Consider the following 25657-nt stretch of genomic DNA (forward strand, 5'->3'; position numbering starts at 1 on the left):
CCATGGCGCTTGCGGATCTGCTGAAGGGCAAGGTCCTGCTGGTCAGCGGCGGCACGCAGGGGGTCGGCGCCGGCATCGCCCTCGCTGCCGCGCAGCAGGGCGCGGAGGCCGTCGCCGTCGTCGGCCGCAGCGAAGACAAAGGACGGCAGTCGGTGGACGCCCTTGAGGCGGCCGGAACCGCGGCGTTCTTCGTCCGGGCCGACCTGGCGGACCACGCCCAGGTCGGCACCGTGGTGGACACCGCCGTCGCACGTTTTGGCCGGGTGGATGCGCTGGTCAACGCCGCCGGCCTGACCACACGCGGAACCATGCTAGACACCACCGTAGAACTCTTCGACGCCCACATTGCCGTGAACCTGAAGGCTCCGTTCTTCCTCATGCAGCAGGCCATCGCCCACCTGCGCGGCCGCGGCGCACCCGGTGCCATCGCCAACATCATCACGATGAGTTCGCACGGCGGCCAGCCCTATCTGGCGCCGTACGTCGCGGCCAAGGCCGGGCTGGTGGGGCTGACGAAGAACGCCGCCCACGCGCACCGCTGGGACCGGATCCGGATCAACGGCATCAACATCGGCTGGACCGCGACGGAGGGCGAGGACGGAATCCAGCGCCGCTTCCACGGGGCCGGCGACGACTGGCTCGAGCAGGCCAACGCGTCCCAGCCGATGGGCAAGCTAGGGCAGGTCGACGAGATCGCGGACTTCGTCGTGTTCCTGCTCTCCGAGCGCTCCGGAGTGGTCACCGGCTCCGTGATCGACTGGGACCAGCAGGTTCCCGGCGCCTACGACTAGGCCGTCACTGGAAGCCGCCGATGAATTCCTTCATGGTGTCCAGCTGGTAGCGCGAGACCTCGCGGGCGTGCTCGTTCTCGGCGAAGACGCTGGAAACCATCACGGTCTCCGGCCGGTCCAGGAAGCCGTTCTCGGCCAGCGAGCCGAAGAACTCCTGCCAGTCCACGTCGCCGTCGCCGATCTTCAGGTGCTGGTGCACCCGCACCGGGTTGCCCGGCGGATTGGTGATGTAGCGCAGGCCGTGGGAGGCATGGTGGTCCATGGTGTCGGCGACGTGGACCACCCGCAGCCGGTCCCCCACGGCCTCCATGATCTGCCCCGGGTCGTCCTTCATGTGGAAGGTGTGCGCCGCGACGTACACGAAGCCGAGGTTGGGCGAATTGACGCCGCGGATGACGCGCCATGCGGCCAGGCCTTCCTCGACGAAGTCGTCCGGGTGCGGGTCGATGGCCACGTGGACACCCTCGCGTTCGAAGAGCGGCACGAGCTCCTCCATCGAGCGGTAGAACGCAGCCTCGGACTCTTCCGGTAGCTCCGGCCGGCCGCTGAACTCGGTGTTCATCTGCGTCACGCCGAGGTCGACGGCGATCTGCACCGCGCGCTTCCAGTAGCGCACGGCGGCCTCCCGGAGGTTTTCGTCCGGCGACGACCAGCGCAGCACCGGCAGCACCGAGGCGATTTCGACCTCCCCCTCGGCGCAGGCCTTCTTCAGGTCGGCGACCAGCGCGTCGTCGGCCTTCGGGTGGGTGAAGAACGGCAAAACGTCCTGGTGCGGCGTGAGCTGGAGGTACTTGTAGCCCAGCTCCGCGGCCAGCTTCGGGAACTCCAGCAGCGAGTGGGTGTGGTGGAACGGGGTGGGATCAAGCGCGATCTTCATCGGTGGCGCCCTTCGTTGGTTCGTTTGTCTGTCAGCCCTGGCTGTACAGCGCGGGCTTGTCGTTCAACTGGACCCGGACCTTGGCGCCGGTCTTCTGCGCCTCGACCCCAGCCTCGCAGCAGGCCGCCGTGGCATAGCCGTCCCAGGCGCTCGGGCCCCCAATCCGGCCCTCCAGTGCGGCGTCGACCCAGGCCTGCAGCTCCACGTCGTAGGCCGTGGCGAAGCGCTCCACGAAGCCCGGCGTCACCTGCCCGCCCCAGCGCCCCTGGGTGCGGACGTAGGGTCCGGAGTCGTTGCCGATGCTGACCACGCCCTGCTCGAAGGAGGCCTGGGTGGCCACCTCGTAGCCGTACTGGGCGTTGACGTAGATTTCCACGTCGGCCAGCACCCCGGAGGCCGTCTCCAGCAGCACGTGCTGCGGATCGTGCTGGCCCTCGGGTGCGTTGCGGGTGCGCTTGCCCAGCCGCACCTGCACGGAGGTGATCTCCTCGCCGGTGAAGAAGCGCACGGCGTCGAACTCGTGGACTACCGAGTCGTTGATCAGCATCTCGTTGGTGAAACCGGGCGGCGTCGTCGGGTTGCGGTGCTGGTGGTGGAGGACCAGCAGCTCCCCCAGCTCGCCGCTGCGGATGATCCGGCCCAGCTGGGCGTACTCCGCGTCGTAGCGGCGCATGAAGCCGACCTGGATCCGCTGGCGGCCCAGCTTCTCCTCGGCCTGGACCACGCGCCAGGAGGACTCGGCGTCCGGGGTCAGCGGCTTCTCGCACAGGATCGGGATGTCCTTGGCCAGGGCCGCGTGCAGGACCTCCTCGTGCAGGAAGCCCGGCGTGGCGATCAGCACGGCGTTGACGTCCGGATGATCCAGTGCCGCCGCACCATCGGTCAGGGCGAGTGCGCCGGGGACGTCCGCGACGGCGGCGCGGGCGCGGTCCTCGTCAATGTCGACGACGGCGGCCACTTCCGCGCCGTGGATGCAGCGGTGCAGCCGCTGGATGTGGTCGATGCCCATGCGGCCCGCCCCGATGACGGCCACGCGGAGGTTCTGGTTCATAGGGTCGGTTCCTTACTGGACGCGGGTGCGGGAGCCGCACGAGAGCAGGTACTTGCAGGTGCGCTGGGCGATGGGCATCGGCACGCCGAAGTCCGCCACCGGGTACATGTCCTGCTCCACGATGCCGAAGATCGGCTTGTCCAGCCTTTCGACGGCGTCGACCACCTTGGACAGGTCGGGCAGGCCGTTGGGCGGTTCGGTCATGACGCCGGCCGTGTTGGCCGCGGCCCAGGTCAGGTTCTGCTCGCGCACGGTCTTGAGCACCTCCGGGTCGATCTGCTTCAGGTGCAGGTAGCCGATCCGCTCGGGGTACTTCCCGATCAGGTCCACGCTGCTGGCCCCGCCGTACTCGGCGTGGCCGGTGTCCAGGCAGAGCGTGACCAACTGCGGATCCGTGTGCTGCAGGAACCGCTCGATGTCCGGCTGCACGCAGACGTGGGAGTCGGCGTGGGAGTGGAACTGCTGCGCCAGTCCGTACTCCTCCGCCAGCACCTTGCCCAGCCGGTTGTGCCCGTTGAACAGGTCGTCCCACTGCTGCACCGTCAGTTCGCCGTTCTCCACCGCCTCGCCGGTCACGTCGTCGCGCCACATCGCCGGGATGACCACAATGTGCTTTCCGCCCACCGCGGCCGTCAGCTCCGCCACCCGGCGGGCCGGCTCCCAGGCTTCGTCCCATTGGCCGACACCGCGATGGAAGGCGGTGAACACGGTCCCGGCGGAGACCTTCAGGTCCCGCTGGGCCAGCTCGTCGGCCAGCTGGCCCGGGTCCGTGGGAAGGTAGCCGTACGGGCCCAACTCGATCCACTTGTAGCCGGATTCGGCCACCTCGTCGAGGAACCGCTGCCACGGCGTCTGCTTCGGGTCGTCGGCGAACCAGACCCCCCACGAATCGGGGGCCGTGCCAATGATCAGCTTGTTCTCAACTTCGGACATTCCTCCAGGTCCTTTCAGTTCGAGTGGTTCGGCGGGACGGGTCAGTTGGACGGGAAGGCGAAGGACGCCCCGGACGCCTGCTTCGGTTCGGGCCAGCGCTGGGTGACGACCTTGCCGCGGGTGTAGAAGCGGATGCCGTCGGGGCCGTAGATGTGGTGGTCGCCGAACAGCGAGTCCTTCCAGCCGCCGAAGGAGTGCCAGGCCACCGGTACCGGCAGCGGAATGTTCACGCCGACCATGCCGACTTTGACGCCGCGGGTGAACGCGCGGGCGTACGCGCCGGACGAGGTGAAGATGGCGGTGCCGTTGCCGTACGGGTTCGAGTTGATGATCTCCAGCGCCTCGTCGATGCTGGCCACCCGCACCACGGCGAGCACCGGGCCGAAGATCTCCTCGCGGTAGGCGCTCATCTCGCGGCGGACGTGGTCGATCACCGTCGGGCCGACGAAGAAGCCGTTCTCGTGGTCCTTGACCACCAGGTCCCGTCCGTCGACGACCAGCGCGGCGCCGTCCTCCTGGGCCTCGCCGACGATCTTCTGCAGCCGGGCCTTGGACTGCGGCGTGATGACCGGGCCCATGTCGGCGTCCGGCTCCATGCCGTTGGCGACCTTGACCGCTTCGGCGCGTTCCTTGAGCTTGGCGACCAGGCCCTCCGCGGCGTCGCCCACGGCCACGGCGACCGAGATGGCCATGCAGCGCTGGCCGGCGGAGCCGAAGGCGGCGGCGTTGATGTGGTCCGCGGCCAGCTCCATGTCGGCGTCCGGCATCACGACGGCGTGGTTCTTCGCCCCGCCGAGCGCCTGCACCCGCTTGCCGTGCTGGGTGCCGGTCTCGTAGACGTACCGGGCGATCGGGGTGGAGCCGACGAAGGAGATGCCGTCCACGTCCGGGTGGGTCAGCAGGCCGTCCACGGCTTCCTTGTCGCCCTGCAGGACGTTGAACACGCCGTCCGGCAGGCCGGCTTCCTTCCACAGCCGGGCCAGGAACAGGCTCGCCGAGGGGTCCCGTTCCGAGGGCTTGAGGATGAAGGCGTTGCCGGTCACGATCGCCACCGGGGACATCCACAGCGGCACCATGACCGGGAAGTTGAACGGGGTGATGCCGGCGACCACACCGAGCGGCTGGCGGAAGGAGAACACGTCGATCCCGCCGGAGACCTGGTCCGAGTACTCGCCCTTCAGGGACTGCGCCGCGCCGCAGGCGTACTCGACGACCTCGAGCCCGCGGCCCACTTCGCCGGCGGCGTCGGAAACCACCTTGCCGTGCTCGCTGGTGACGACCTTCGCCAGTTCCTGCACGTTCTCCGCCAGTAGTTCGCGGAACTTGAACAGCACCGAGACCCGCTTGGTCAGCGAGGTCTCGGCCCAGGTCTCGGAGGCGGCCTTGGCGGCGGCGACGACGTCGTCGATGTCCGCGCGGTTGGCCAGCCGCAGCTCGCCGGTGGCCTCGCCGGTGGCCGGGTTGTAGACCGGCTGGGTCCGGTCCCCCGACCCGACGGTTTCCGCACCGTTGATGAAGTGGGTGATGGTCGTGCTCATGTGTGCTCCTTGGGATCGTGCAGGTCTAGCCGAGCAGCGGCTTCTGCCGGGACTTGTGGTCGGTGTAGGTGCGGTAGGCGTGCTGCGTGGACTCGAGCTCGGAGGCGCCGGAGACCGGCACGTCCCACCAGGACTCGGAATCCGGCGCGTCGAGCAGCGGATCGGACTCGATATGGATGAGCACAGGGCCGCTGCCCTCGGGTTCGGCCTTCGCCTTGGCCACGGCCGCCTCCAGGTCGGCGATGACGTGCTCGCCGGGCTCCACGCGGATGACCCGCACCCCCAGCGATTCGGCGTTGGCGGCGAGGTCGATCGGAAGCTTCTCGCCGTCGTCGAAGGTGTGGTGCTTGCGGTCCAGGGTCCGGTACTTCGTGCCGAAGCGCTGCGAGCCGAGCGATTCGGAGAGCGCCCCGATGGAGGCGTACCCGTGGTTCTGGATGAGCACCGTGACCAGCTTGAGGCCCTCGGCCACGGCGGTGACCAGCTCGGTGTGCATCATCAGGTAGGAGCCGTCCCCGACCATAACGACGACGTCGCGCGGCCGGGCTTCGGCGGAGCCTTCGGCTGCGCGGTCCGCCTCGTCGACGGCCGCCCGCTTGACGCCCAGTCCCCCGGGAATCTCGTAGCCCATGCAGGAGTAGGCGTACTCCACGTGGTAGCCGAACGGGTCCCGGACCCGCCACATCTTGTGCAGGTCGCCGGGCAGCGAGCCGGCGGCGCAGATGACGACGTCGCGTTCGTCCATCGCGCGGTTCACCGCGCCGATGATCTCGTTCTGGCTCGGCAGCGGCGTGTGCCGGGTGTCGAAGGCCTCGTCCACGGTCCGGTCCCAGCGGTCCTTCTCCGCCGCCGCGAGCTGCGCCAGGTCGGCGCCGACGCGGTAGCCCGAGAGTCCCGAGGCCAGCTTCGCCAGCGCCTTCCGGGCGTCGGCGACGATCGGCAGGCTGGTGCCGTGCTTGTAGGCGTCGATCGGGGCGACGTTGATGTTGACGAATTTGACGTCCGGGTTCTGGAAGGCGGTGCGGGACGCCGTCGTGAAGTCCTCGTAGCGCGTCCCGACCCCGATAATCAGGTCCGCTTCGCGTGCGACGGCGTTCGCCGCCGTCGTTCCCGTGGAACCAATGGCCCCGAGGCAGTAAGGCGCGTCCCACGGCAGGACGCCCACGCCCGCCTGGGTGTACGCCACGGGGATGCCGGTCAGTTCGGCGAGCTCGGCCAACTGCTCGTTGGCGAAGGCGTAGAGGACGCCGCCGCCGGCGATGATCAGCGGGCGCCTGGCCGAGCGGATCATCTCCACCGCGCGGCGGATGTCCTGCTCCTCGGGCTCGGGGCGGCGGATCCGCCAGTCCCGCTCGGCGAGGAACTCCTCCGGCACATCGAAGACCTCGGCCTGCACGTCCTGCGGCAGCGAGATGGTCACGGCGCCGGTCTCCGCCGGGTCGGTCAGCACGCGCAAACCGTGGTGCAGGGCGGAGAACAGCTGCTCGGGACGGTTGACCCGGTCGAAGTACTTGGACAAGGGGCGGAAGGCGTCGTTGACCGTGATGTCGTAGGCCTCGGGCCGCTCCAGCTGCTGCAGCACCGGATCCGCGGCCCGGGTGGCGAAGGTGTCCGAGGGCAGCAGCAGGACCGGCAGGCGGTTGGCCGTGGCCAGCGCCGCGCCCGTGAGCAGATTGGACGAGCCCGGGCCGATCGAGGTGGAGACCGCGAACGTGGCGCGGCGGCGGTTGTGCCGGGCATAACCGACCGCCTGGTGCGACTGCGCCTGCTCGTTCCGGCCCTGGTAGTAGGGCATCAGCGCGGGGTCCTTGACCTGCCACTGCTTCAGCGCCTGGCCCACGCCGGCGACGTTGCCGTGGCCGAAAATGCCGAACATGCCGGGAATCAACCGCCCGCGGTAGTCCTCCCCGCCGACGCTGTCCACCAGGTACTGCCTGCCCAGGAACTCTACGACCGCCTGGGCGACGGTCATTCTGCGGGTAGCCATCAGCTGGCGATCTCCTGTCCGGTGTGTGCGTTCAGCAAAGAAGCGGCGGCGGCGACGGCCTCCTCGACCGTCCCCTCCTTCGGGTAGAGCAGGGCCCGTCCGACCGTCAGGCCCTGGACGCCGGGCAGCTTGAGGGCGGCGCCCCAGCTGGCGAAGACTTCTTCCGGCGAGCCGGACGGGTCTCCGCCCAGGAGCACGGTGGGCAGCGTGGTGGCGGCCATGACGCGTTCCATCTCCCCCACCACCGGCAGCTTCATCCAGGTGTAGGCGCTGGTGGACCCGAGGCCGGAGGCGATGGCGACGGACTTGATGACGGCGTCGGCGCTGAGGTCGTTGCGCACGCGGCCGTTGTCCCACACGGAGATGAACGGCTCCACCATGGCAACCAGCCGGCGCTCGGCCAGGCTGTCGATCGCCTTCGCCGTCGATTCGAGCGTGGCCACCGTCGCCGGGTCGCCCAGGCAGATGCGGGTGAGCATCTTGCCGCCGTTGGCGCCGAGCGCCTCCAATGCCTCGGCGGTGTGGCCGGTGAACCGGTCATCCATCTCGTTGACGAAGCCGGACAGACCGCCGCGGTTCATCGAGCCGAAGAGGAGCTTGCCCTCCAGGGCACCCAGCAGCAGCAGATCGTCCATGATGTCGGGGCTGGCCAGCACGCCGTCCACGGCGGGGTTCGACAGGGCGGCCTGCAGCCGGTCGAGCAGGTCGCGCCGGTCCGCCATCGCCGTTTTATTGTCCCCGACGGCGAGCGCGCCGCGGGCGGGATGGTCGGCTGCGACGATGAAGTTCTGCTCGCCGAGCTTCAGGCCGGGGTGGGGCCGGCGGACCGCGGCGGCACGGGAGACCGCGTCCGGGTCCTCGAGCCGGATCCGGGACAAGTGTTCGTAGCGGCGCGGGTTGTCGTCGAAGCGGCTCATCGGACGGCCTCCACGGTTCCGGGCAGGGCGCGGCCGCGTTCGGCCAACAGCGCGTGGACTTCTTCCGGCGTCGGCATTGCATCCGCGCACGAAAGCCGCGATGCCACCAGCGCTCCGGAGGCGTTGGCGTAGTCGAGTACGGCGGCCAGCGGCCAGCCGGCCAGCAGTCCGTGGCAGAAGGCTCCGCCGAAGGCGTCCCCGGCGCCGAGCCCGTTGAGGGTCTCCACGGGGACCGGGGCGGAGACCACCCGCTCGGTGCGGGTCTTGGCCATGACGCCGTCGGGCCCCAGCTTCACGACGGCGATTTCCACTCCTGCCTCCAGCAGGCGGTCCGCCTGTTCATCCGGAGTCCCCTCGCCGACGGCGACCGCGCATTCCTTGTCATTGCCGATAGCGACGGTGACGTGCGGCAGGATCACCGAAACCTGTTCCCGGGCTTCCTCTTCGGACGCCCAGAACATCGGCCGGTAGTCGAGGTCCAGCACCGTGTACTGCCCCGGACGGAGACCTTCGCGCGGCCGCGCCTCATGCGCCGCCAGGTGAGCCGAGCGGCTCGGCTCCTGGCTGAGGCCGGTCACCGTCGACCAAAAGATCCCGGCGTCGCGGATGGCCGCCCGGTCCAGCTCGCCGGCGGCGATCTGCAGGTCGGGCGCCGTCGGAAAACGACCGTAGAAATAGAGCGGGAAATCGTCCGGCGGGAGGATGGCGCAGAACGTCGCGGGGGTCTGCAGTCCCGGCACCGCCGTCACGAAGCCGTCGTCCACCCCGAACTTCCGCAGTTCACGGTGCAGGTACTCCCCGAACGGATCCTCGCCGGTGCGGGTGATGACCGCCGACCGCCGACCATGCCGGGCGGCCGCGACGGCGACGTTGGAGGGCGAACCGCCCAGGTATTTGCCGAAGCTGTTGACATCCGCCAGCCCGACCCCGATGTCATTCGGATAGATGTCGACGCTGATCCGTCCCATGGTAAGCAAGTCGTGAGCCACTAGAGATCATCGGCCTTTCTGTTCGGGGCGAGCCGCCTGGCCGCCTGCCTGGCGAGCTGTGAGCCGAGCCACATTCATACTTTGCCTGAAGGACTTTGTCCTGTCAAACCTTTGTACTGACATATTGACAAGATCGATCGATGCAAGCCGCGGCCTTATCCGGCCCCTACTATGGAACCGATGAGAATCTACGACCCCTCCCAACCGCGCGCGGCCGGGGGCAGGGCGCCCGCCTTCCGCAATGTCCGGAGCAGCCTGCTGCGCCCGGGAGTGCGGCTGCCGGTCCGGCTCGCCCGTCGCGGGCTGGCCATCGGCATCGACATCGGCGGCACCAAGGTTGCCGCGGGCGTAGTCGACGGCGAGGGGCGGATCCTGGCCGAGCTGTACCGGGACACCCCGGGGCACGACCCGCGCGAGGTGGAACAGGTCATCGTCTCGCTGGTGCGGGATCTCTCGGCTGAATTCAAGGTCCTCTCCGTCGGCATCGGCGCCGCGGGCTGGATGGACCGCAGCGGCAGCACCGTCCTCTTCAGCCCCCACCTCGCGTGGCGCAACGAGCCGGTGCGGATGAACCTCGAGAAGCTCCTCCACCGGCGCGTGGCGGTGTCCAACGACGCCGACGCGGCCGCCTGGGCGGAGTTCCGCTTCGGCGCGGGCGTGGGACAGGACCGGCTCGTCTGCATCACCCTCGGCACGGGCATCGGCGGCGGCATCGTCATCGACGGGCGGATCGAACGCGGCAACTGGGGCGTGGCCGGCGAGTTCGGCCACCAGATCATCGTGCCCCAGGGCCACCGCTGCGAATGCGGCAACCGGGGCTGCTGGGAGCAGTACGCCTCGGGCAACGCCGTCGGCCGGGAAGCGCGCGAACTCGCCGCGGCCAATTCTCCCGTCGCCCAGGAATGGCTGCGTGCCGCCGGCGGAGACCCGGACCGGATCACCGGAGCCATCGTCACCGCCCTTGCCCGCGAGGGCGACACCGCCAGCATCAACCTGCTCGAGGACATCGGCGAGTGGCTCGGCCTCGGCCTGGCCAACCTCGCGGCGGCTCTGGATCCCGGGATGTTCGTGATCGGCGGAGGGCTGTCCGAAGCCGGCGACCTCCTGCTCGGTCCCGCCCGCAGCGCCTTCAACCGCAACCTCACCGGGCGGGGCTTTCGGCCCGCCGCGCCGATTGAGCGGGCCGCCCTGGGCTCGAAGGCCGGCCTCATCGGCGCGGCCGATCTGTCCCGCGTGACCGCCTGGCGCTGACACCGGGCAAAAGACCATTTCCCGCTTCCGCCGCGTGCACCGCCGTCGTCAGTATGCTGACCCTGAGCCGGCGCGCCGAGCCCGGCCGGACCCGGAGCGGAGGCACCCATGCCCATGTGGCTGCAGGCCCTGCTCTGGGGCACCCTCGCCGGCTCCGCCCTGGTCCTCGGCGCGGCCATCTCCTGGCGCTGGCGCATCCACGCCAAGACCGTCTCGACCATCATGGCCTTCGGCGCCGGCGTCCTGATTTCCGCACTGGCCTTCGAGCTGGTCGACGAGGCCGAGAGCAACGGCGGCCTCGCGGCCACCGTCGCCGGTTTCCTCGTGGGGGCCGGCATCTTCGTCGCCGCCAACTTCGCACTCGCCCGCCGCGGGGCGAAGCACCGCAAGCGTTCCGGCTCCCAGCAGCCCAGCGAACAGGAGTCCCCGGGCAGCGGGACGGCGATCGCCGTCGGCGCCCTGCTCGACGGCATTCCCGAATCCCTCGTCCTCGGCCTGGGCCTGATCAGCGCCGGTACCGTCAGCCCGGCCATGCTGGCCGCCGTCTTCATCTCCAACGTCCCCGAGGGCCTCTCCAGCTCAGCCGGCATGAAGAAGGCCGGCCGCACTGCCGGCTACGTCTTCACCGTCTGGGGATCCATCGCCATCCTCAGCGGCGTCGCCGCCTGCCTCGGCTTCCTCGCTCTGGACCAGGCCCCGGCGGAACTCGTCGCCTTCATCACCGCGCTGGCGGCCGGCGCGATCCTCGCCATGCTGGCCGACACCATGATCCCGGAGGCGTTCGAGGAGCACCATCTGCTCACGGGCCTCACCGCGTCCGTCGGATTCGTGACGGCGTTCGCGATCCACATCGCCGGCGGCTGATCGCCCTCCCGGAAGGTGTGACGGGCCCCGGCAGCTCCCGCCGCAACTTCTGGTACCGGTCCCGCCGCCGTCTGCGGTTGCGGTCAGCGCGGCGGTTGCGGCGACGACGGTCAGCGCAGGGGTTGCGGCGACGGCGGTCAGCGCAGGGGTTGCGGCGACGACGGTCAGCGCCGTGAGAGCCGCGGGAGCGCGCAACGGCCGTGTCTCTCCCGGGCCGGGCTCCAAGCGCGGCGTGACGCGGGAACTGTCAGCTGGTCAGCTGGTTGGCGCGTTTGAGGTTGGGCGGGTACCGGTAGTGGTTGCGTCGTGGGACTTGGGACGGGTCCGTGTAGGCGGGCGGGATGAACCACGGTATCCCGTCTATCGATTCGATGATCCAGTCTCCGGCGTGGATGAGGTGGTGGTGGAAGGAGCAGAGGAGCACGCCGTTGGCAACGGAGGTGCGGCCTTTGTGTTTCTTCCAGTAGCGGATGTGGTGTGCTTCGGTCCAGTGCGCGGGCATGGTGCAGCCGGGGAAGGCGCAGCCTTTGTCCCGGGCAACGAGGGCGCGGCGCTGGGCCGGAGTGAAGAGCCGCTGGGCGCGTCCGATGTCGAGGACTTCGCCTTTGCCGCCGAACACGATGGGTATGAGGTCGGCGTCGCAGGCCATTTTGCGCACGGTGCGGGGTGTGATGAGTCCGCCGAACACGGCCTGGCCCGCGGTCCCGGCTGCGGTGGCGTTCATGAGGTCCTGGTAGTCGATGGTGACCATGACCTGCGGCCGGTGGCCCCCGCTGGCGGGAAGCCTGTCCGTGGACAGGGCGATCCGGCAGGAGCCGACCAGGCCTTCGAGCAGCAGTTGCGGCCGGGTGGGTGCCGGCCAGCCGGGATTTGGCCGCCCACCCTCGGCCCCGCCACCCTCGGCCCCGCCGCCGTCGTGCCCGGTGCCGTCTTGCCCGGTGCCGGCTTCGCCGTCCCCGGTGGTGAGGCGGCCGGCAGCCGCGGCTGCCGTTCCGCCGGCGGCGCGAGACTCGCCGAAGGTGGTCTGCAGGCGGGGGTTGGTGTGGGTGTTCATGGCGGTGATGAGGTGTTCGTATTGGATGAGGTGTTCGTATTGTTCGTCGGTCGCGGCAATTTCGAAGCGGTGCAGGCCGCGGCGTTTGCCTTTGAGGAAGACGCCCTGCCGGGCGGCGAGTTGTTCGTCGCTGGGTTCCTGCCCGTCCGGGTCGATGGCCGCTTCCCAGCTGCGGGCGATGATGCGCAGCGTGTCGGGGTCGGTTTCGGTGGCCTGCCGGGTGAGCTGGTGTTCCATGGCGGCCAGGTCATCCGGGGCCGCTGCTGGGCGGATGCGTTCGAGGGTGTCGTGGATGAGAGTGGCAGCCGTGCCGCCAATGTCGGACTCTGCCAGTCCGGCTGCCAGGTGTTCGTATTTCGGCGGCGTTTCGCCGCCGGTGATCAGGGTTCGCGGCATGGTGGCGGCACCGACGCGGATCCGGCGCCGGGCCTCGCTCCGGCTGATCCGCAGCCGGGCCCGGAGGTAGTCCGCGGCGTCCCGGAACTCTGACTTCGACTCCGGGGCGCCCGGGTCCCGGCCCGTCATCGTGGCCACGCCCTGCTGCTCGACGGAATGCGCCCCGGCGACCTGGAGCTGCTCCACCGTCCGGGAGAGGTCCTCGAACAGGCCCACGCAGTCCGCCAGCACCTCAGGATGTTGAAGGCCGGCCTCCTGCCGGAAAATCGCGGCGAATTCCTGCAGTTCGTCGCGCACCGAAGCGAGGAAGCCGGTGGCTTCCTGAGTCGCTTCGAGGGGTGCGATCGCCATGCCTAATTCTATCGAAGAAACGTTCTGATAGCACGATAAATCTCTGCCGTGTAGGACGACTGAAAGGGGCAAAAACCAGGACTGAGGCAGGGCCACGAGGAGGCAATTCACTTGGCAATCCGGCGCCTTCGAATGCACCAAAAGACCGGCTGTGTGCAGGAGACGACAGGCGCAAGAATCAGGGCCTAAAGCAGCGGAACAATGGGCTGCCGCTTGGTGCGCGAACGCGGGAAAGCCGCTAAGCGCGCACATGCGGCGAGCCGCGACGCCGCTGCTCGCAGCCATCAGAAATAATCCGGCCGATCGGCTTACCGTTTGCCAAGCCTGCTTATGATGAGGACGGGGTGGCTGACCTTGTCACCTGCATCCGCACCGACCTCGACTGCGCCGACATCTGCGCGGCCACGGGCAACGTCCTGTCCCGTCGCACCGGCGGTGACGCCGCGACGATTCGGGCGCTCCTCGAGGCCTGCCGGACCGCCTGCCGGTCCTGCGCCGACGACTGCGAGCGCCACGCCTCCATGCACGAGCACTGCCGCCTCTGCGCAGAGGCCTGCCGGCGCTGCGAGCAGGCCTGCAGCGATCTGCTCTCCGCCCTGGGCTGAGACGGGGCAAGGCGGCGTGCTGCCTGGAGATAGCTCCGCGGGCCGTGCCGGGTAGGGGTCGTTTCCGGCCCGGGGAGGAGGACCGTCATGAAGGCGATCGTCGTGGGCGCCGGCATCGCCGGCCTCGTCACCGCCCGCCAGCTCGGCCTTGCCGGCTGGGAGGTCGAGCTGGTGGAAAAGGCCGACGGGCCCCGCCGGGACGGCTACATGATGGACTTCTTCGGGCCCGGATTGGAGGCTTCCGAGCGGATCGGCCTGTATCCGCGATTAGCCCGGATGGCCTACCCTGTGGAGGCCGCCGAGTACGTTGACGCCAAGGAGCGGGTCAAGGCCCGCCTCGACTACGACCAATTCGCCCGGCTCGCGGGCGGCAAGGTCCTCAGCCTCCTGCGCCCGGACATGGAACGCGCTGCTCTGGCCGCCCTCGACGACGTTCCCGCCGGCCGCGTCCGCCTCCGCTACGGAACCCGTGTCACAGGGGTGTCGATGGATGGCGACGGGGTGCGGATCGATGCGGACGGCCCCACGGCCCGGCTGCCCGCAGCTGACGTTGTCATCGGCGCCGACGGGATCCACTCCGCGGTCCGCGCCCGGATCTTTGGTCCCGAGACGGAGTACCTGCGCCCGCTGGGAATGCGGGCCGCCGCCTTCATCGTGCCCGAGGCCGAGCTGAATGCCCGCTTCAGTGGCCGGTTCATCCTCACTGACAGTCTCGGCCGGACCGCGGGGTTCTACAGCCTCCGCACCGACGAGGTCGCGGCGTTCCTCGTGTACCGCGACCCGCCTGCCGGCGCCGGCCGGGACGCTGCGACCTCTCCGCGGGACAGGCTGCGCAGCGAGTTCTCCGGTCTCGGCACCGCGGTCGACCGGCTGCTAAACCTCTGCCCCGCCGACCCGTATGACGACGTCGTGGCGCAGATCGTGATGCCACGCTGGTGGAAGGGGCGGGCGGTGCTCGTCGGCGACGCGTGCGGTGCAGTCTCCCTCCTGGCCGGGCAGGGCGGTTCGCTGGCCATAGCGGCCGGCGCGCTGCTAGGCGATGTCCTAGGGAAAGCCGCCTCGGCCGATGGGATCGCGCCGGCCCTTGCGGAGTTCGAACGGGAATGGCAGCCGGTCGTGGCGCAGGCCCAGGCGTCCGGCAGGCGGGCAGCGTCGTCGTTCCTTCCCGCGAACCGGAGTCAGCGCCTGCTGCGGCGCTGGGTCATCCGCGCCACGAAGCTGCCGGGAATCGACCGTCTCGTGGCCCGGCAGCTCCTGCGGAGCATCGCGAAGTGACGATGGACGGAGGCTAGCCCCGGGCGGTGCCGAACCAGCGGGCCAGCGCGTCCTCCAGCCCCGCCTGCGTCCCGCCTCCCACCCAGGCGACGTGACCATCGGGCCGATCAGGACGGCCGCCGGGGCGCTGACCGGACCAATCACCGGAAGCTCCCACCCGCCGTCGTACGTGGCGCCCACGGTCTGCACCCGGTCCGCCCACGGCCCGGCGCCGATGCTGCCCGGCGCGCCGAGGTTGAGCAGCACGGGGCGGGCGCGGTGCAGGAGGGTGGACACGCGCAGCGGGCCGTCGGCGGTGACGACGTCGGGATCCGGCATGCGGCGTCCCAGCAGCGGGTGCCCCTCGCCGAGGTCGTAGCGGACGTCCAAGCCAGAGATGAGCCCGGCCACCCGTCTGCGGGCCTCGTCGATCGTCAGCAGGTCGGTCACGGTGTCGGCGAGCGCACCGATGCGCGGATCCGCCTTCTGCATGATCGACTGCGCCATCGTGTGCTTCAGCGCACGGGCCCCGGCGGGATGCCGCTCGTCGTGGTAGGTGTCCAGCAGGCTATCCGGCGCGCTGCCTTTGACCACCTGGGCGAGCTTCCAGCCGAGGTTCACGGCGTCCTGGATGCCGAGCCCGATCCCCTGCCCGCCTGAGGGCGCATGGATGTGCGCGGCGTCCCCGGCGAGCAGCACCCTGCCGCTGCGGTAGGCGGCGGCCTGCCGGGTGGCGTCCGTGAACCGCGAGATCCAGGTCGGGTTGTGGACGCCGAAGTCCGTGTCGAAGACCTCCGTCAGCGCCTTGCCGAGGTCGGCCAGGGTGGGCTCGGCCGCCGGTCCGATCTCCTTCTCGGTCACGACCACGCGCGTGGTCCGCCCGTCCTCCATCAGGTGCAGCCCGTGGATCCCGACCTCGTCGATGCGGATGCCCGCCGGCGTCTCTTCGGTCACCTCCACCTCTGCGATCAGGCTGCTCCTCGTCGCGTCCCAGCCGGGGAAATCGATGCCTGCCGCCTTGCGGATCGCGCTCCGGCCGCCGTCCGCGCCGACCAGGTACAGCGCCCGCAGCTGCCGGCCGCCGGCGAGCAGCACGTCGACGCCGCTCTCGTCCTGGGCGAAGCCGGCCACCTCGAGCCCACGGTGGACCGGCACCCCCAGCTCCTCGATCCAACCGGCGAGGATCCGCTCGATATGGTTCTGCCATAGGCCGAGCGTGTAGGGATGCCGCGTCGGGAAATCGCCCACGTCCAGCATCGTGGTCCCGAAAAATGCCGCCTGGACCGGTTTTCCCTCGGCCAGGAACCGGTCGGCGATCCCGCGCTGTTCGAGGATCTCGATCGTGCGCGAATGGAACCCGCCCGCCCGCGAGCCGGCCAGCTCCGGCGTCGGGCGGCGCTCCACAATCGCCATGTCCACCCCGGCCAGCCTCAGCTCGCCGGCCAGCATCATCCCGGTCGGGCCCCCGCCGGCAACAATCACCTCGACCATCACAGCCCCCGCCTCTCCACGCCTTCCGAGCATCTCGTCGTCGCACGTCCGAGCCAGTCTGAGGCATAACGGGGGCCTTGCCGCAAGCCCCCGTGGCCGGGATAAATTGGAACTGGCGGGACGTCGTGATCCGATCCCGGCCGCCCCCTTCTGCCAGTCCGGCCCCGGCACTAGCGTGGAGATAGCCGGGCATCCCCCGCAGCCCCGGCAGCCCACCAGGCAAAGGAGATTTCCATGGGACTCGGAGACAAGATCAAGCACGCCGCGGACGAGATGCTCCACGGCCGCGGCAAACCCAGGCAGGATGCCGAGGACACCCGCGACCCGTCGGAGTTTCCCGAAGCCGAGCCCCTCGGCGCCCGGCAGACCGACCCGGACGGCAACCCGTTCGACGACCCTGACGTCGACCCGGACTCGGACGAGCCCCTGACTGCGGAACCGGATCTCGATCCCGATGAGCCCCCGCTCGACGACGCCTACGATCCCGACGGCGAAACGACCGGCGGCTCCTTCACCGGCCCAGTCCCCGACGATCCGGTTGAGCGCATCGCCAGCCCCCGCGAGGACAAGCCGCCGGCCCTCTAGCACCGCCTCACATACACAATTGGGGTGACGGTCCCGCATGGTGCAGGGCCGCCACCGCCGTGCCATTGTCCAAGGCGGCTTAGGCCGGTTCCCGCACTCGCCTTCCGGCATCTGGGGTTTATCCATTATCCTGTTGGCGGTCTCTTGGCTCCGCCGAACCGGAAAGCGAGCCGACTCCCCGGGGGAAACACCAATGCCAGTCTCCAGCCGCCCTGTGTTCAAAACCGCCGCCCGCATCGCAAAGCAGGCCTCGGCCGCGGCGATCGCCGCCGCAGTGCTCGCCGCCTCCGCAACCTTGGCCGCGCCGGCCAACGCCGCGCCAGCAATGGCCGCACCGGCCAATTTGGCGCGGGTCCAGCCGGCCGCCGCCGCCAGCAACGTCCTCAACGACAGCAACCGCGCCCAGGTCCAGCAGGTCTTCGACGGGATCAATGCCTTTCGCAAGTCGAAGGGCCTCAAACCGGTGCGGTTCTACGTGAACGCCGCCAAGGTCTCGCAGGACTGGTCCACCAGAATGGCCAACACCGGTATCTTCGAGCACAACCCGGATTACGGGTATGACCCTCGTGTAGCCGGCCGGACTGCATGGGGCGAGATCATCGCCGCCCGGGACGACCGCAGGGGCCAGGGCCTCGTCCAGCAGTGGATCGATTCCCGGTCTCACAACAAGATCATGTCCGACCCGAACTACACCGTCGTCGGCGTCGGCATCGCCTTCTCCGACGAGCGCGGCGGCCGCTACGAGATGTACGGCACGGCCAACTTTTTCCGCTACTCGTCCGAGCCCAAGGGTACGTACTCCTCGCCAAACGCCTACTACGCCACCCTCCCCGCACCGGCACCCGCCGTCCAGCCCATCGCCCAGTGCACCGCCGTCGCCGGAACCCCCGCGACCGGCAGGGACCTCTCCCGCGCCAGCATCAAGAGCGCCGCGGACTACGTCGCCGCCGACTCCGCCGGCCAGCTCTGGCGCTATCCGGAGAAATCCACCCGCGCGCTCGGCAGCAAGGTGCTGATCGGCAGCAGCGGCTGGCAGCACGCCCGCTCCACCTCGGTCACCGACTGGAACAACGACGGCTACCTCGACATCGTCGCCCACTGGTCGGACGGCAAGGTCCGCGTCTACAAGGGCAAGGCCACCGGCGGCTTCTCCACCTGGTTCAGCGCCGGCAGCATCGCCGCCTCCTCCACGGTCATCGCCGACCGCCTGTGCGCCAACAACCCGTTCCCCGGCCTGGTCGTCAAGGACGCTGGCGGCAACCTCTCGCTGTACCAGAACCTCAAGGGCGCCGCCTTCCACGCCGCCCCGAACAAGTTCAACACCGGCTGGGGCAACTACGGCATCGCCCTGACCGACTTCGACCAGGACGGCCGCAAGGACATCCTGGGCGCCAACAAGACCAGCGGCGTCCTCAAGCTCTACCGCACCAACGGCAAGGGCGCCCTCATCCCCGAAACCCGCCCGACCATCGGCCGCTCCGGCTGGTCCACCGCCGCCACCTTCACCGACGCCCGCGGCTTCGGCACCGGCAGCGCCAATGGCATGACGGTCAAATTCCGCAACGGCACGGTGCGCTACTACGAACTCCCCGCCGGCCGGGTCGGCACAGCCAAGCAGATCGGCACCGGCTTCGGCACCTATAACACCTTCTCCTGACCGGCGCGTCATCCGGTGTGACCTCACCCCGGCGGACCTGCTACCGTCGGACACTCAGCCGGAAACGGAAGGACTTTATGTCGAGCAACAAATGGCTAGTGGCAATTGCCGTCGCCGGAGCCGTGACCCTCACGGCCTGCGGCGGATCAACCGAAGCCGGCAGCGCTGGCCAGACGCAGCAGGCGTCGCCCGGTGCAAGCGGCCAAGCACAGGACCCCGCAGCCGGCCAGCAGGAAATGCCGAAGCCGGACCTGAACGGAATCCCCGACGTCGTTGCTGAAGTCAACGGCACCAAGATTTCCAAGGAAGACTTCACCACCGCCTACGAGGCACAGTTCCAGCAGATGGCGATGCAGTCCCAGATGATGGGCCAGGAAGTCGACCAGGCCAAGCTCAAGAAGCAGACCGCCGAAGGCATCGTCGGCACCGAGCTGCTCATCCAGGAAGCCGGCAACCGCGGCCTGGCCGCCTCCGAGAAGGAGACCGACAAGGCCCTCGACGAGATCGTCAAGTCCAACCAGCTCAAGTCCAAGGACGAGTTCATGGCCGAAATGAAGAAGCAGGGCATGGACGAGGCCACGGTCATGGAAGAGCTCAAGAACCAGGTCATCGTCGAGAAGCTGATCGCCGAGGAAGCCGGCGACTCCAAGCCGACCGACAAGGAGCTCAAGGCCGCCTACGACGAGGCCAAGAAGCAGCAGGAGGCCATGGCCAAGCAGGGGGGCCAGGGCGCCGAGATGCCCTCCTTCGAGGAGGCCAAGCCGCAGCTCGAGGAGCAGGTGAAGTCGCAGAAGGAAGGCGAGGTCGTGCAGAAGCTCGCCAAGGATCTGCGCGCCAAGGCGGACGTCAAGATCCACGTCTAGCGAGCGGTATCCAAGAACGACGGCGGGTGGCCGGCTTTGCAGCCGGCCACCCGTTTCGTTGTGCGGACCAACCGCACGAATAGGAGGCGGAGGCATCTGTACGCCCTCGGGGGCCGGGCGTACCCTTTAGTCGAGTCGACCTTCGCATGTTCAGCGGGCGCGACCGCAGATAGCTCAGGCGTGAGATGCATCCAAATGGCCATCATCCTCTTGCCGCTGTCGTTGCGGCGGCAATCCTGTCCCTGACCGCGGCCTGCGGGATTGTCGCCGAGGAGAGTGACCCGACTCGGACCGGAGCGGCCGGGGGTGCAGGTGGCTCCGCGAGCCCCACGGGGACGGCCGGGACATCCGGCAGTCCGGGCGTCGGCAATGGTCCAGGTTCCAATGGGTCGTCCCAGCCGGTCCCGACGCAGGGCGGTCCCGACGACGGCCAGTTCGTACCCCCGGGGCCGGCGGCTCCGGGCGGTCCGCCGGCAGGGGCCGGCGCCCCGGTCATCAGTTGGCTGCCGATCGGGCCGGTGGGGCGGGGCGACCCGACCTGGTATCTGTATCTGAAGAGCGGAAACTGCGATCAGCTCGCCGAACCGGGCGAGCAGCCCGAGTCGGTGCAGGACGTGGCGAAGGTGTTCTGCCTTGCCGTGGCCGGAGACGAGGCGGCCTGGACCCGCGGAGGCGAGCTTTTGGCCGGGCTTCCCGCTCCCGGCTCGGACTGCTGGTCGAGCACCGCCAACTCCGTGCTCCGGTCGGTCGTGGACTTCCGCCAGCGGAACCCGGGCGTTGCCTATGAACTTGTCGAGGGCAGTGGCCTGGCCTGCGAGCCCACGTTCTACGACCTGGACGACGACGGAAGCGACAATAACGGCCGCAATGCCGCCGCTTCGGTGTGCGGCGGCACGCAAATGCACATGATCGGCACCCTGGGAGGCCTGCCCGCCGGAAGCATCCGCAGCGTCGTCGTCGGTACCCAGCCGGAGCCCACAACCGTTCCGGTCGAACCGCTTGGGCCGGACTTCGTCTTCCGGGCACCGCCCTCCGCCCGGGAAGGTTCGACGACGGTGAGCGTCGCCGACGGCGATGTCCTCGTGACGGAATCCGTCGACATGGAGTATGTCGGCGACCCGAGCACCTGCCCTGGCTTCGAGCCCCCGCCGGATCCCGGCCCCTCGGTCGATCCCGGCGAACCGGGCCCCGGCCCCGTTGACCCGGAGCCGGGTCAGCCCGAGCCCGGTCCAGTGGAGCCCGGCCCCGTCGAACCAGACCCGGGCCAGCCGGATCCCGGCCCGGATGAGCCGGACCCGGGTCCGAGCGGTATGCCGCCGTCCGCCGCCGCCGCACGTACCGAAGCGCCGGCAGCCCGCTACACCGCAGGCTGGATCCGATGACGGAAGCCAGCGGCGACGAACGATCCCCCTGGTCGCGACTCCTCGGCGTCGTCTCCGCGATCGGCCCGCCAATCACCGTCGCGACCGGCCTGCTGTTCTATTTCGGCTGGGCGCGCGCGGATGCCCAGGCCAGCGACATGGGCCTGGACGAGAGCCTTTTCGGCTACGCCGCCCAGGACTACATCCTGATCAGCATCAACGCCTTGTATCTCCCGCTGGTGCTGCTCCTCATCGTCGGCGTCCTGTGGCTGGCGGTCGACAGGTGGCTCCGTCGCCAGATCGACGAGGACCGCCACCGGACCCTGACCGCCCGGATCGCGGGCAGCGCGGCCCTCGTCGCAGTCGTCATAGCCTTCATCAGCCTTCTGGTGGCCTTTCTTCAGCCCAGCCGGACGGCCATCTTCGCGCCGTACGTGATGGCAGCCGGCGTGCTCGTGGCCGCCTGGGGTATCCGGCTGCGGCGCCACGCCCGCCTGGGACACGCCCCGTCTCTCACCACGGAGGAGCGAGCGGTGGAAGTGACCCTCGTGCTGAGCCTCGTGACCCTGCTCCTGTTCTGGGGAACCGCCGACTACGCCCAGGCCGTCGGACGCGGGATCGCCGCGGGCTTTGAACGGAACGTGCAGTTCTTGCCGCGCGCCGAGGTGTACAGCGAGAAACCACTGGGCATAGGAGCCGATGCGGTCGAGGTCAGCGAAGTGGGCACCGGCGAGCAGCCTTTGTACCGGTACGCCGGCCTGCGCCTGCTGGTGCTGAGCGGCGGCCGGTTCTTCTTCCTGAATGACGGCTGGACCACCGAAAACGGAACCGTGATTGTCCTTCCGGACGACAATTCAATCCGCGTAGAGTTCGGCAGGTGAATGAACGACGACGGGTGGCCGGCTTTGCAGCCGGCCACCCGTTCCGTTGTCCAGGCCGCTGATCGACCATACTGCGGACTCCCGCTACGGGGATTGATCCGCCGTCTGGGAGTTGACCGTGGGCGGCTGGGGCGTCGAGGGTGCTACCGCGCTGCTCCGGTTCGCGTTGCCGGCGAAGGTCCAGAACGCGACGACGATGACGGCGAGGACGATCAGACGCACTATCCCGGCCCGCCGGTTCCTGGACCTGCTGCGCCGCCGGCCGCTTCCCTTGCGCCGCCGGCCCGAGGGCTTTTCTGATCCGCCGGATTGCTGCCGCCGGCGGCCCTTGGCTGGTCGGCCTCCCGGCACCGCTGCCGTGGATTGACCTGCAAAAGGTCCGGTCGCCTCGGACGAGCCTCCAAAAAGTGCGGTGGCCGTGGACGGACTTGAAGTCGGCGCCAGTGCCGCCAGGCTGTCGTGCAGCGCGGATTCCTGCGCAAAAGCAGGCGCGGGTTCCGGCGAAAAGTCCGGCCGGTGACCGGGCAGGCCCACCGCGGCGGTGTTCAGCAGCGCCGGGCTGGCGCGGCCCGAAAGCAGCTGCTGCAGATGGTGGAAGACCATGTCGATTTCCGCCGACTCGAGGAGAGGGGGCAGGATGTTGACCGCGAACTGGAGCGACTCGAGTCCAACGATCCTCACGCCGTCCGCGGATTCCGTCCGCAGCTGCGGATGGTTGACCAGGCAGATCCAGCCCTGGACGAGCCGCCGGTGCCTTGGCTCCAGGACGGCAGCGACGGCCGCGCCCTGCTCCAGCACCCCGGTAGTTTCCCGGACCCGCGAGTAGCCGTTCTGCGTCAGCCGCCCGTTGCGCAGCTCGACCCGGCCGGTCCAGTTCTTCGCATCGACCACCAGGATCCCGCCAGGCCCCACCAGCACGTCGTCCAGGTTTGCCTTCGGCCGTCCCGGCCAGTGGGCGTCGTTCAGCAGCCGCCAGCCGCGGGCCTCCAGCTCCCGCAGCTCGGCGGCCACCCGGACCTCCCCGGCGGCGCCGGCCGCCCAGGATCTAGCGCTCCGCTCCGCCTGCTCGGCCTGTCGCCGCAGCCTTGCCGCCCGTTCGCCGGCCAGCCGCGACTGTTCCGCGGCCCTCTCCCCTGCCGTCATGTTCCCCCCAGTTTCGCTATGCAGTTGTTGAATTTTCAGGACCCGAGCCGAAGGGTCTCCCAGCCGCCCTGTCCGATGAGGGCGCGCTTCAGGATCCGGTTGGTGCCGACGCCGTAGTGGTACAGGTTGCCGTTCCGGTCGCCCGCGAGGATCCCGGGCAGGCCGGCGGTGACGTGGTCGGAGATCCCCGAGAGGTGCGTCATCGCGTTCCAGCCGGAGCTGCCGACGACCCGGCGTTCCTCGCCGAGGAAGCGGCCGGCGCCGTTGGAGCGGTAGAGCTTCAGCTGCCCGGCAGTCGTCCTGACCACCAGGTCCATCCTGCGGTCGCGGTCGTAGTCCATCGCCATGAGCTTCAGGTTGCGCCAGCCGGAGGAGCCGATCAGCGTCCGCGCCCCGTGGCCTGCGCCGGCCGGGTTGGTATAGGCGTAGAGCCTGCCCTCGGCGAGGTTCTTCGCGACGATGCCCGGGAACTGGTCGGACTGGCGCCAGTTGGTCACCAGGATCTCGTAGCCCTGCCAGCCGCTGCGGCCGATCTCGGTGCGCTTGAATCCGCCGGCGGCCTGCCCGTAGTCCACGGTCAGCTTGCCGGACTTCCAGTTGGCCACCAGGTCCTGGACGCCGTCCTTGTTCCAGTCGGCGACGTCCACCGAAACGGCCGACTGCCAGCCGCCCGAGATGAACGTCCGCTGGGCCAGGTCGCCGCCCTTCGCGGACGGGTAGACGTAGAGCGACCCGGCCGCGTCGACGGCCGCGATGTCGCCGGCGAGCACCTTGGCCGCACTGTTGGCCGGCGGCACCTTGTCCGGCAGTACCCGCAGGTCCCGCGCCAGCAGCGCGGGCATGTCGTAGGTGTAGTGGGTGACGCCGGGCAGCACCGTCATCGTGGTCTTGGTGAAGCCGATCCCGGCGTACATGGTCCGGGCGTTCTTGGCGGTGTCCAGCGCCGACCAGGTGGCCAGCGTCGTGCCACCGAGACCGTCGAGGCTGCCGGAGATCCAGTTCACGTTCATCGCCTTGACCGCCGCGGTCGGCGCCGTCGGGACGCCGCGCCATCCGCCGCCGCCCACGATCGTCGCGCCGCCGCCCTTGATCCAGCCCTGCCGGTCGGCCAGCACCTCGAACGTGATGAATTCGGCCCCGCCGGAATAACCGTGCAGCCAGACCCGACTCGCGTCGACGCCGTACTGGGAGATCACCTTGGCGGCCAGCGAACGGAAGTAGTCGCCGTTCCTGTCGACGTCCTCCCACCAAGTGATGCCGCCCTTCTTATCGGGCGTGACCACCGGGACCATGATCATGTTCTTCTTGGCCGCCTCGGCCGCCATCGCCTTCATCACGGCGCCGTTGGGCTGGTGCACGTAGGACTGCGCCGGGTAACTGTAGTCGCCGTGGAAGACGAACACCACGCCGACCTTCTGCGAACGGTCCACGTTGTTGCCGTAGACGTGGTACTGGCCGCTCAGCCCGTTGGGCGCGGTGAAGGACTGGTAGGTGGCGTTCGACGGCGCCGGCGCGTAGGCTGCGGCCGCGGTCTGGGCGGTGGTCACCGTGGCAGTCAAATAGTTGGCCTTGGTCGCCGTGATCTTCACGGACAGCCTGAGCCCGAGGTCCGCGGCCGTCACCTTGTAGGTGGCGAGGGTGGCGCCGGAGACGGCCTTGCCGCCGCGCAGCCACTGGTACTTCAGCGCGGCGCCGGCGGTCCAGCTGCCCTTGGCGGTGAGCGTGCTGCCCACGTAGGCACTGCCGCTGACGCTCGCGGCGACGGTGTTGGCCACCGTGCCCAGGACGGCCTTCGCCGTGACGGCCGAGGTCGCCGTCGCGGAGGTCATGCCGGCCTTGGTCCCGGTCACCCGCACGCTGAGCCGGGTGCCCGCGTCGGCCGCGGCGACGGTGTAGGTGGCGGCGGTGGCGCCGCTGATCGCCTGGCCGTCGCGCAGCCACTGGTAGCTCAGCGTGGTGCCGGTGGTCCAGGTGCCCGGCGCGGCGGTGAGCTTCTGGTCCAGCACCGCGCTGCCCGAGATGGTCGGGACTGCGGTGTTCCGGACCGGCTGCGGCTCGGCCTGGGTAGTGGCCGGCGACTCCGTCGTGGGCTTCGGGCTCGCCGTCGCCGTCGGAACCGGAGTCGGCGTGGCAGAGGTGGACGGAGCGGGAGTCTTGGTCGGAGTCGGAGCCGGAGTCGGGGTTGGGGTTGGGGTCGGCGTCGGGATTGGGCTCGGCGTCGGGGTCGCCGAGGCGGTCGGAGCCGTCGCGGCCGTGGCCTTGGCCAGGTCGGCCTCGACCGTGTCGGATACCGCGGTGGTACCAACGACGGCGGCGCGGTACTTCTGCGTGCCGGTCGCCGTGAGCTTGAGCGTGTGTTCGAAGTCGGCATCGCCGGAGGCCAGCGCGTCGGAGACCCACAGTTCCTGCCACTTGGCGTCCCGGTAGACCTCCAGCCGGACCGTCTTCCCCGTCGCGTTGACCGCCCGGCCCTCGAACGCGAGCTCGGGGTCGCCGGCCTTGCGGGACAGGAGGTCCAGCTCCACGGCGGGCGCCGTTGCGGAGGCGGTGGCCAGTGCGGAGGTTGTGGCCAGCGCGGATCCCGTGGCCGGAGCGGACGGCGTTGGAGCCGAAGCGGCCCCCGCCGAAGGCGCCCCGCCGGACGGGGCGGGTCCCGCCGTCGTCGTTGTTTCTTCCGCGGCAACGGCGGGCCCGGCGACGGGCATGACGGTCGCGGCCGCCAGAATTCCGGCGACAATCAGCGCAGCAAGACGTTGTTTCACGGTTCCCCTAAAATCAGCGGAACCGCGGGCCGGCTCCGAGCCACAGGACTGTGCCC

The 25657-nt window shown here is 69.6% G+C and carries 19 protein-coding genes and 2 pseudogenes; 10 read left to right on the forward strand and 11 right to left on the reverse strand.

What is annotated here, in order from left to right:
* Nucleotides 1–2 precede the first annotated feature (2 nt).
* A complete protein-coding gene (locus OC550_RS00705; RefSeq protein WP_262103398.1) occupies nt 3–791 on the forward strand; it encodes an SDR family oxidoreductase in 789 nt (262 codons plus the stop codon).
* A gap of 4 nt (nt 792–795) precedes the next feature.
* Here the strand turns inward: OC550_RS00705 and OC550_RS00710 are convergent, their stop codons facing one another.
* The 7 genes from OC550_RS00710 to iolC are packed head-to-tail and all read right to left on the reverse strand — an operon-like array spanning nt 796 to nt 9083.
* Nucleotides 796–1668: a sugar phosphate isomerase/epimerase gene (locus OC550_RS00710; protein ID WP_262103399.1), complete on the reverse strand. Its 873-nt coding sequence runs from the start codon at nt 1666–1668 to the stop codon at nt 796–798.
* A 31-nt stretch (nt 1669–1699) separates the two neighbouring features.
* Nucleotides 1700–2719, reverse strand: coding sequence for a Gfo/Idh/MocA family protein (locus OC550_RS00715; RefSeq protein ID WP_262103400.1), 1020 nt, complete (start codon nt 2717–2719; stop codon nt 1700–1702).
* Between the two features lie 12 nt (nt 2720–2731).
* Entirely contained in the window at nt 2732–3652 is a 921-nt protein-coding gene (locus tag OC550_RS00720) for a sugar phosphate isomerase/epimerase (RefSeq protein WP_262103401.1), read from the reverse strand.
* Nucleotides 3653–3693: 41 nt separating this feature from the next.
* Nucleotides 3694–5190 (reverse strand): CoA-acylating methylmalonate-semialdehyde dehydrogenase, encoded by a 1497-nt coding sequence (locus tag OC550_RS00725; protein WP_262103402.1) that lies wholly within the window; start codon nt 5188–5190, stop codon nt 3694–3696.
* 25 nt (nt 5191–5215) lie between these two features.
* Entirely contained in the window at nt 5216–7162 is a 1947-nt protein-coding gene (gene iolD, locus OC550_RS00730; protein WP_262106212.1) for a 3D-(3,5/4)-trihydroxycyclohexane-1,2-dione acylhydrolase (decyclizing), read from the reverse strand.
* Nucleotides 7163–7176: 14 nt separating this feature from the next.
* Nucleotides 7177–8094, reverse strand: a complete 918-nt coding sequence (locus OC550_RS00735) for a deoxyribose-phosphate aldolase (RefSeq protein ID WP_262103403.1) — start codon at nt 8092–8094, stop codon at nt 7177–7179.
* Nucleotides 8091–9083, reverse strand: coding sequence for a 5-dehydro-2-deoxygluconokinase (iolC, locus tag OC550_RS00740; RefSeq protein WP_262103404.1), 993 nt, complete (start codon nt 9081–9083; stop codon nt 8091–8093). Before iolC ends, OC550_RS00735 begins: the two co-directional genes overlap by 4 nt.
* A gap of 270 nt (nt 9084–9353) precedes the next feature.
* Between iolC and OC550_RS00745 the strand changes: the two genes are divergently transcribed.
* Nucleotides 9354–10334, forward strand: coding sequence for an ROK family glucokinase (locus tag OC550_RS00745; RefSeq protein WP_262106213.1), 981 nt, complete (start codon nt 9354–9356; stop codon nt 10332–10334).
* A 108-nt stretch (nt 10335–10442) separates the two neighbouring features.
* Nucleotides 10443–11198 carry a ZIP family metal transporter gene (locus tag OC550_RS00750; protein WP_262103405.1) on the forward strand — a complete coding sequence of 252 codons (756 nt, stop codon included), beginning with the start codon at nt 10443–10445 and terminating at the stop codon, nt 11196–11198.
* 247 nt (nt 11199–11445) lie between these two features.
* On the opposite strand, the gene OC550_RS00755 is transcribed toward OC550_RS00750, so the two are convergent.
* On the reverse strand, nt 11446–12999 hold the full coding sequence (locus tag OC550_RS00755; RefSeq protein WP_262103406.1) for an HNH endonuclease signature motif containing protein: 1554 nt from the start codon (nt 12997–12999) through the stop codon (nt 11446–11448).
* Nucleotides 13000–13334: 335 nt separating this feature from the next.
* On the opposite strand from OC550_RS00755, the pseudogene OC550_RS00760 reads away from it, so the two are divergent.
* A pseudogene (locus OC550_RS00760) lies at nt 13335–13604 on the forward strand (four-helix bundle copper-binding protein); the annotation flags it as partial.
* An 87-nt stretch (nt 13605–13691) separates the two neighbouring features.
* Nucleotides 13692–14879, forward strand: a complete 1188-nt coding sequence (locus OC550_RS00765; RefSeq protein ID WP_262103407.1) for an FAD-dependent monooxygenase — start codon at nt 13692–13694, stop codon at nt 14877–14879.
* A 13-nt stretch (nt 14880–14892) separates the two neighbouring features.
* Here the strand turns inward: OC550_RS00765 and OC550_RS00770 are convergent.
* Nucleotides 14893–16382, reverse strand: a pseudogene (locus tag OC550_RS00770) (FAD-dependent monooxygenase).
* A gap of 201 nt (nt 16383–16583) precedes the next feature.
* Between OC550_RS00770 and OC550_RS00775 the strand changes: the two are divergent.
* The 5 genes from OC550_RS00775 (at nt 16584) to OC550_RS00795 (ending at nt 21696) form a co-directional block, all read left to right on the forward strand.
* The gene (locus OC550_RS00775; protein WP_262103408.1) at nt 16584–16934 is read left to right on the forward strand and encodes a hypothetical protein; all 351 of its coding nucleotides are present in this window, start codon (nt 16584–16586) and stop codon (nt 16932–16934) included.
* A 193-nt stretch (nt 16935–17127) separates the two neighbouring features.
* The gene (locus OC550_RS00780) at nt 17128–18591 is read left to right on the forward strand and encodes an FG-GAP-like repeat-containing protein (RefSeq protein ID WP_262103409.1); all 1464 of its coding nucleotides are present in this window, start codon (nt 17128–17130) and stop codon (nt 18589–18591) included.
* A gap of 77 nt (nt 18592–18668) precedes the next feature.
* On the forward strand, nt 18669–19454 hold the full coding sequence (locus OC550_RS00785; RefSeq protein ID WP_262103410.1) for a SurA N-terminal domain-containing protein: 786 nt from the start codon (nt 18669–18671) through the stop codon (nt 19452–19454).
* A 518-nt stretch (nt 19455–19972) separates the two neighbouring features.
* Entirely contained in the window at nt 19973–20836 is an 864-nt protein-coding gene (locus OC550_RS00790) for a hypothetical protein (protein ID WP_262103411.1), read from the forward strand.
* The gene (locus OC550_RS00795; protein ID WP_262103412.1) at nt 20833–21696 is read left to right on the forward strand and encodes a hypothetical protein; all 864 of its coding nucleotides are present in this window, start codon (nt 20833–20835) and stop codon (nt 21694–21696) included. Before OC550_RS00790 ends, OC550_RS00795 begins: the two co-directional genes overlap by 4 nt.
* Before the next feature lie 84 nt (nt 21697–21780).
* Here the strand turns inward: OC550_RS00795 and OC550_RS00800 are convergent, their stop codons facing one another.
* Both OC550_RS00800 and OC550_RS00805 read right to left on the reverse strand, forming a co-directional pair.
* Complete coding sequence (locus OC550_RS00800; RefSeq protein ID WP_262103413.1) at nt 21781–22839, reverse strand: nuclease-related domain-containing protein; 1059 nt, start codon at nt 22837–22839, stop codon at nt 21781–21783.
* 35 nt (nt 22840–22874) lie between these two features.
* Nucleotides 22875–25601 carry a hypothetical protein gene (locus OC550_RS00805; protein WP_262103414.1) on the reverse strand — a complete coding sequence of 909 codons (2727 nt, stop codon included), beginning with the start codon at nt 25599–25601 and terminating at the stop codon, nt 22875–22877.
* Between the last annotated feature and the right edge of the window lie 56 nt (nt 25602–25657).

It is taken from the genome of Arthrobacter sp. Marseille-P9274 (assembly GCF_946892675.1).
Lineage (GTDB): Bacteria > Actinomycetota > Actinomycetes > Actinomycetales > Micrococcaceae > Crystallibacter.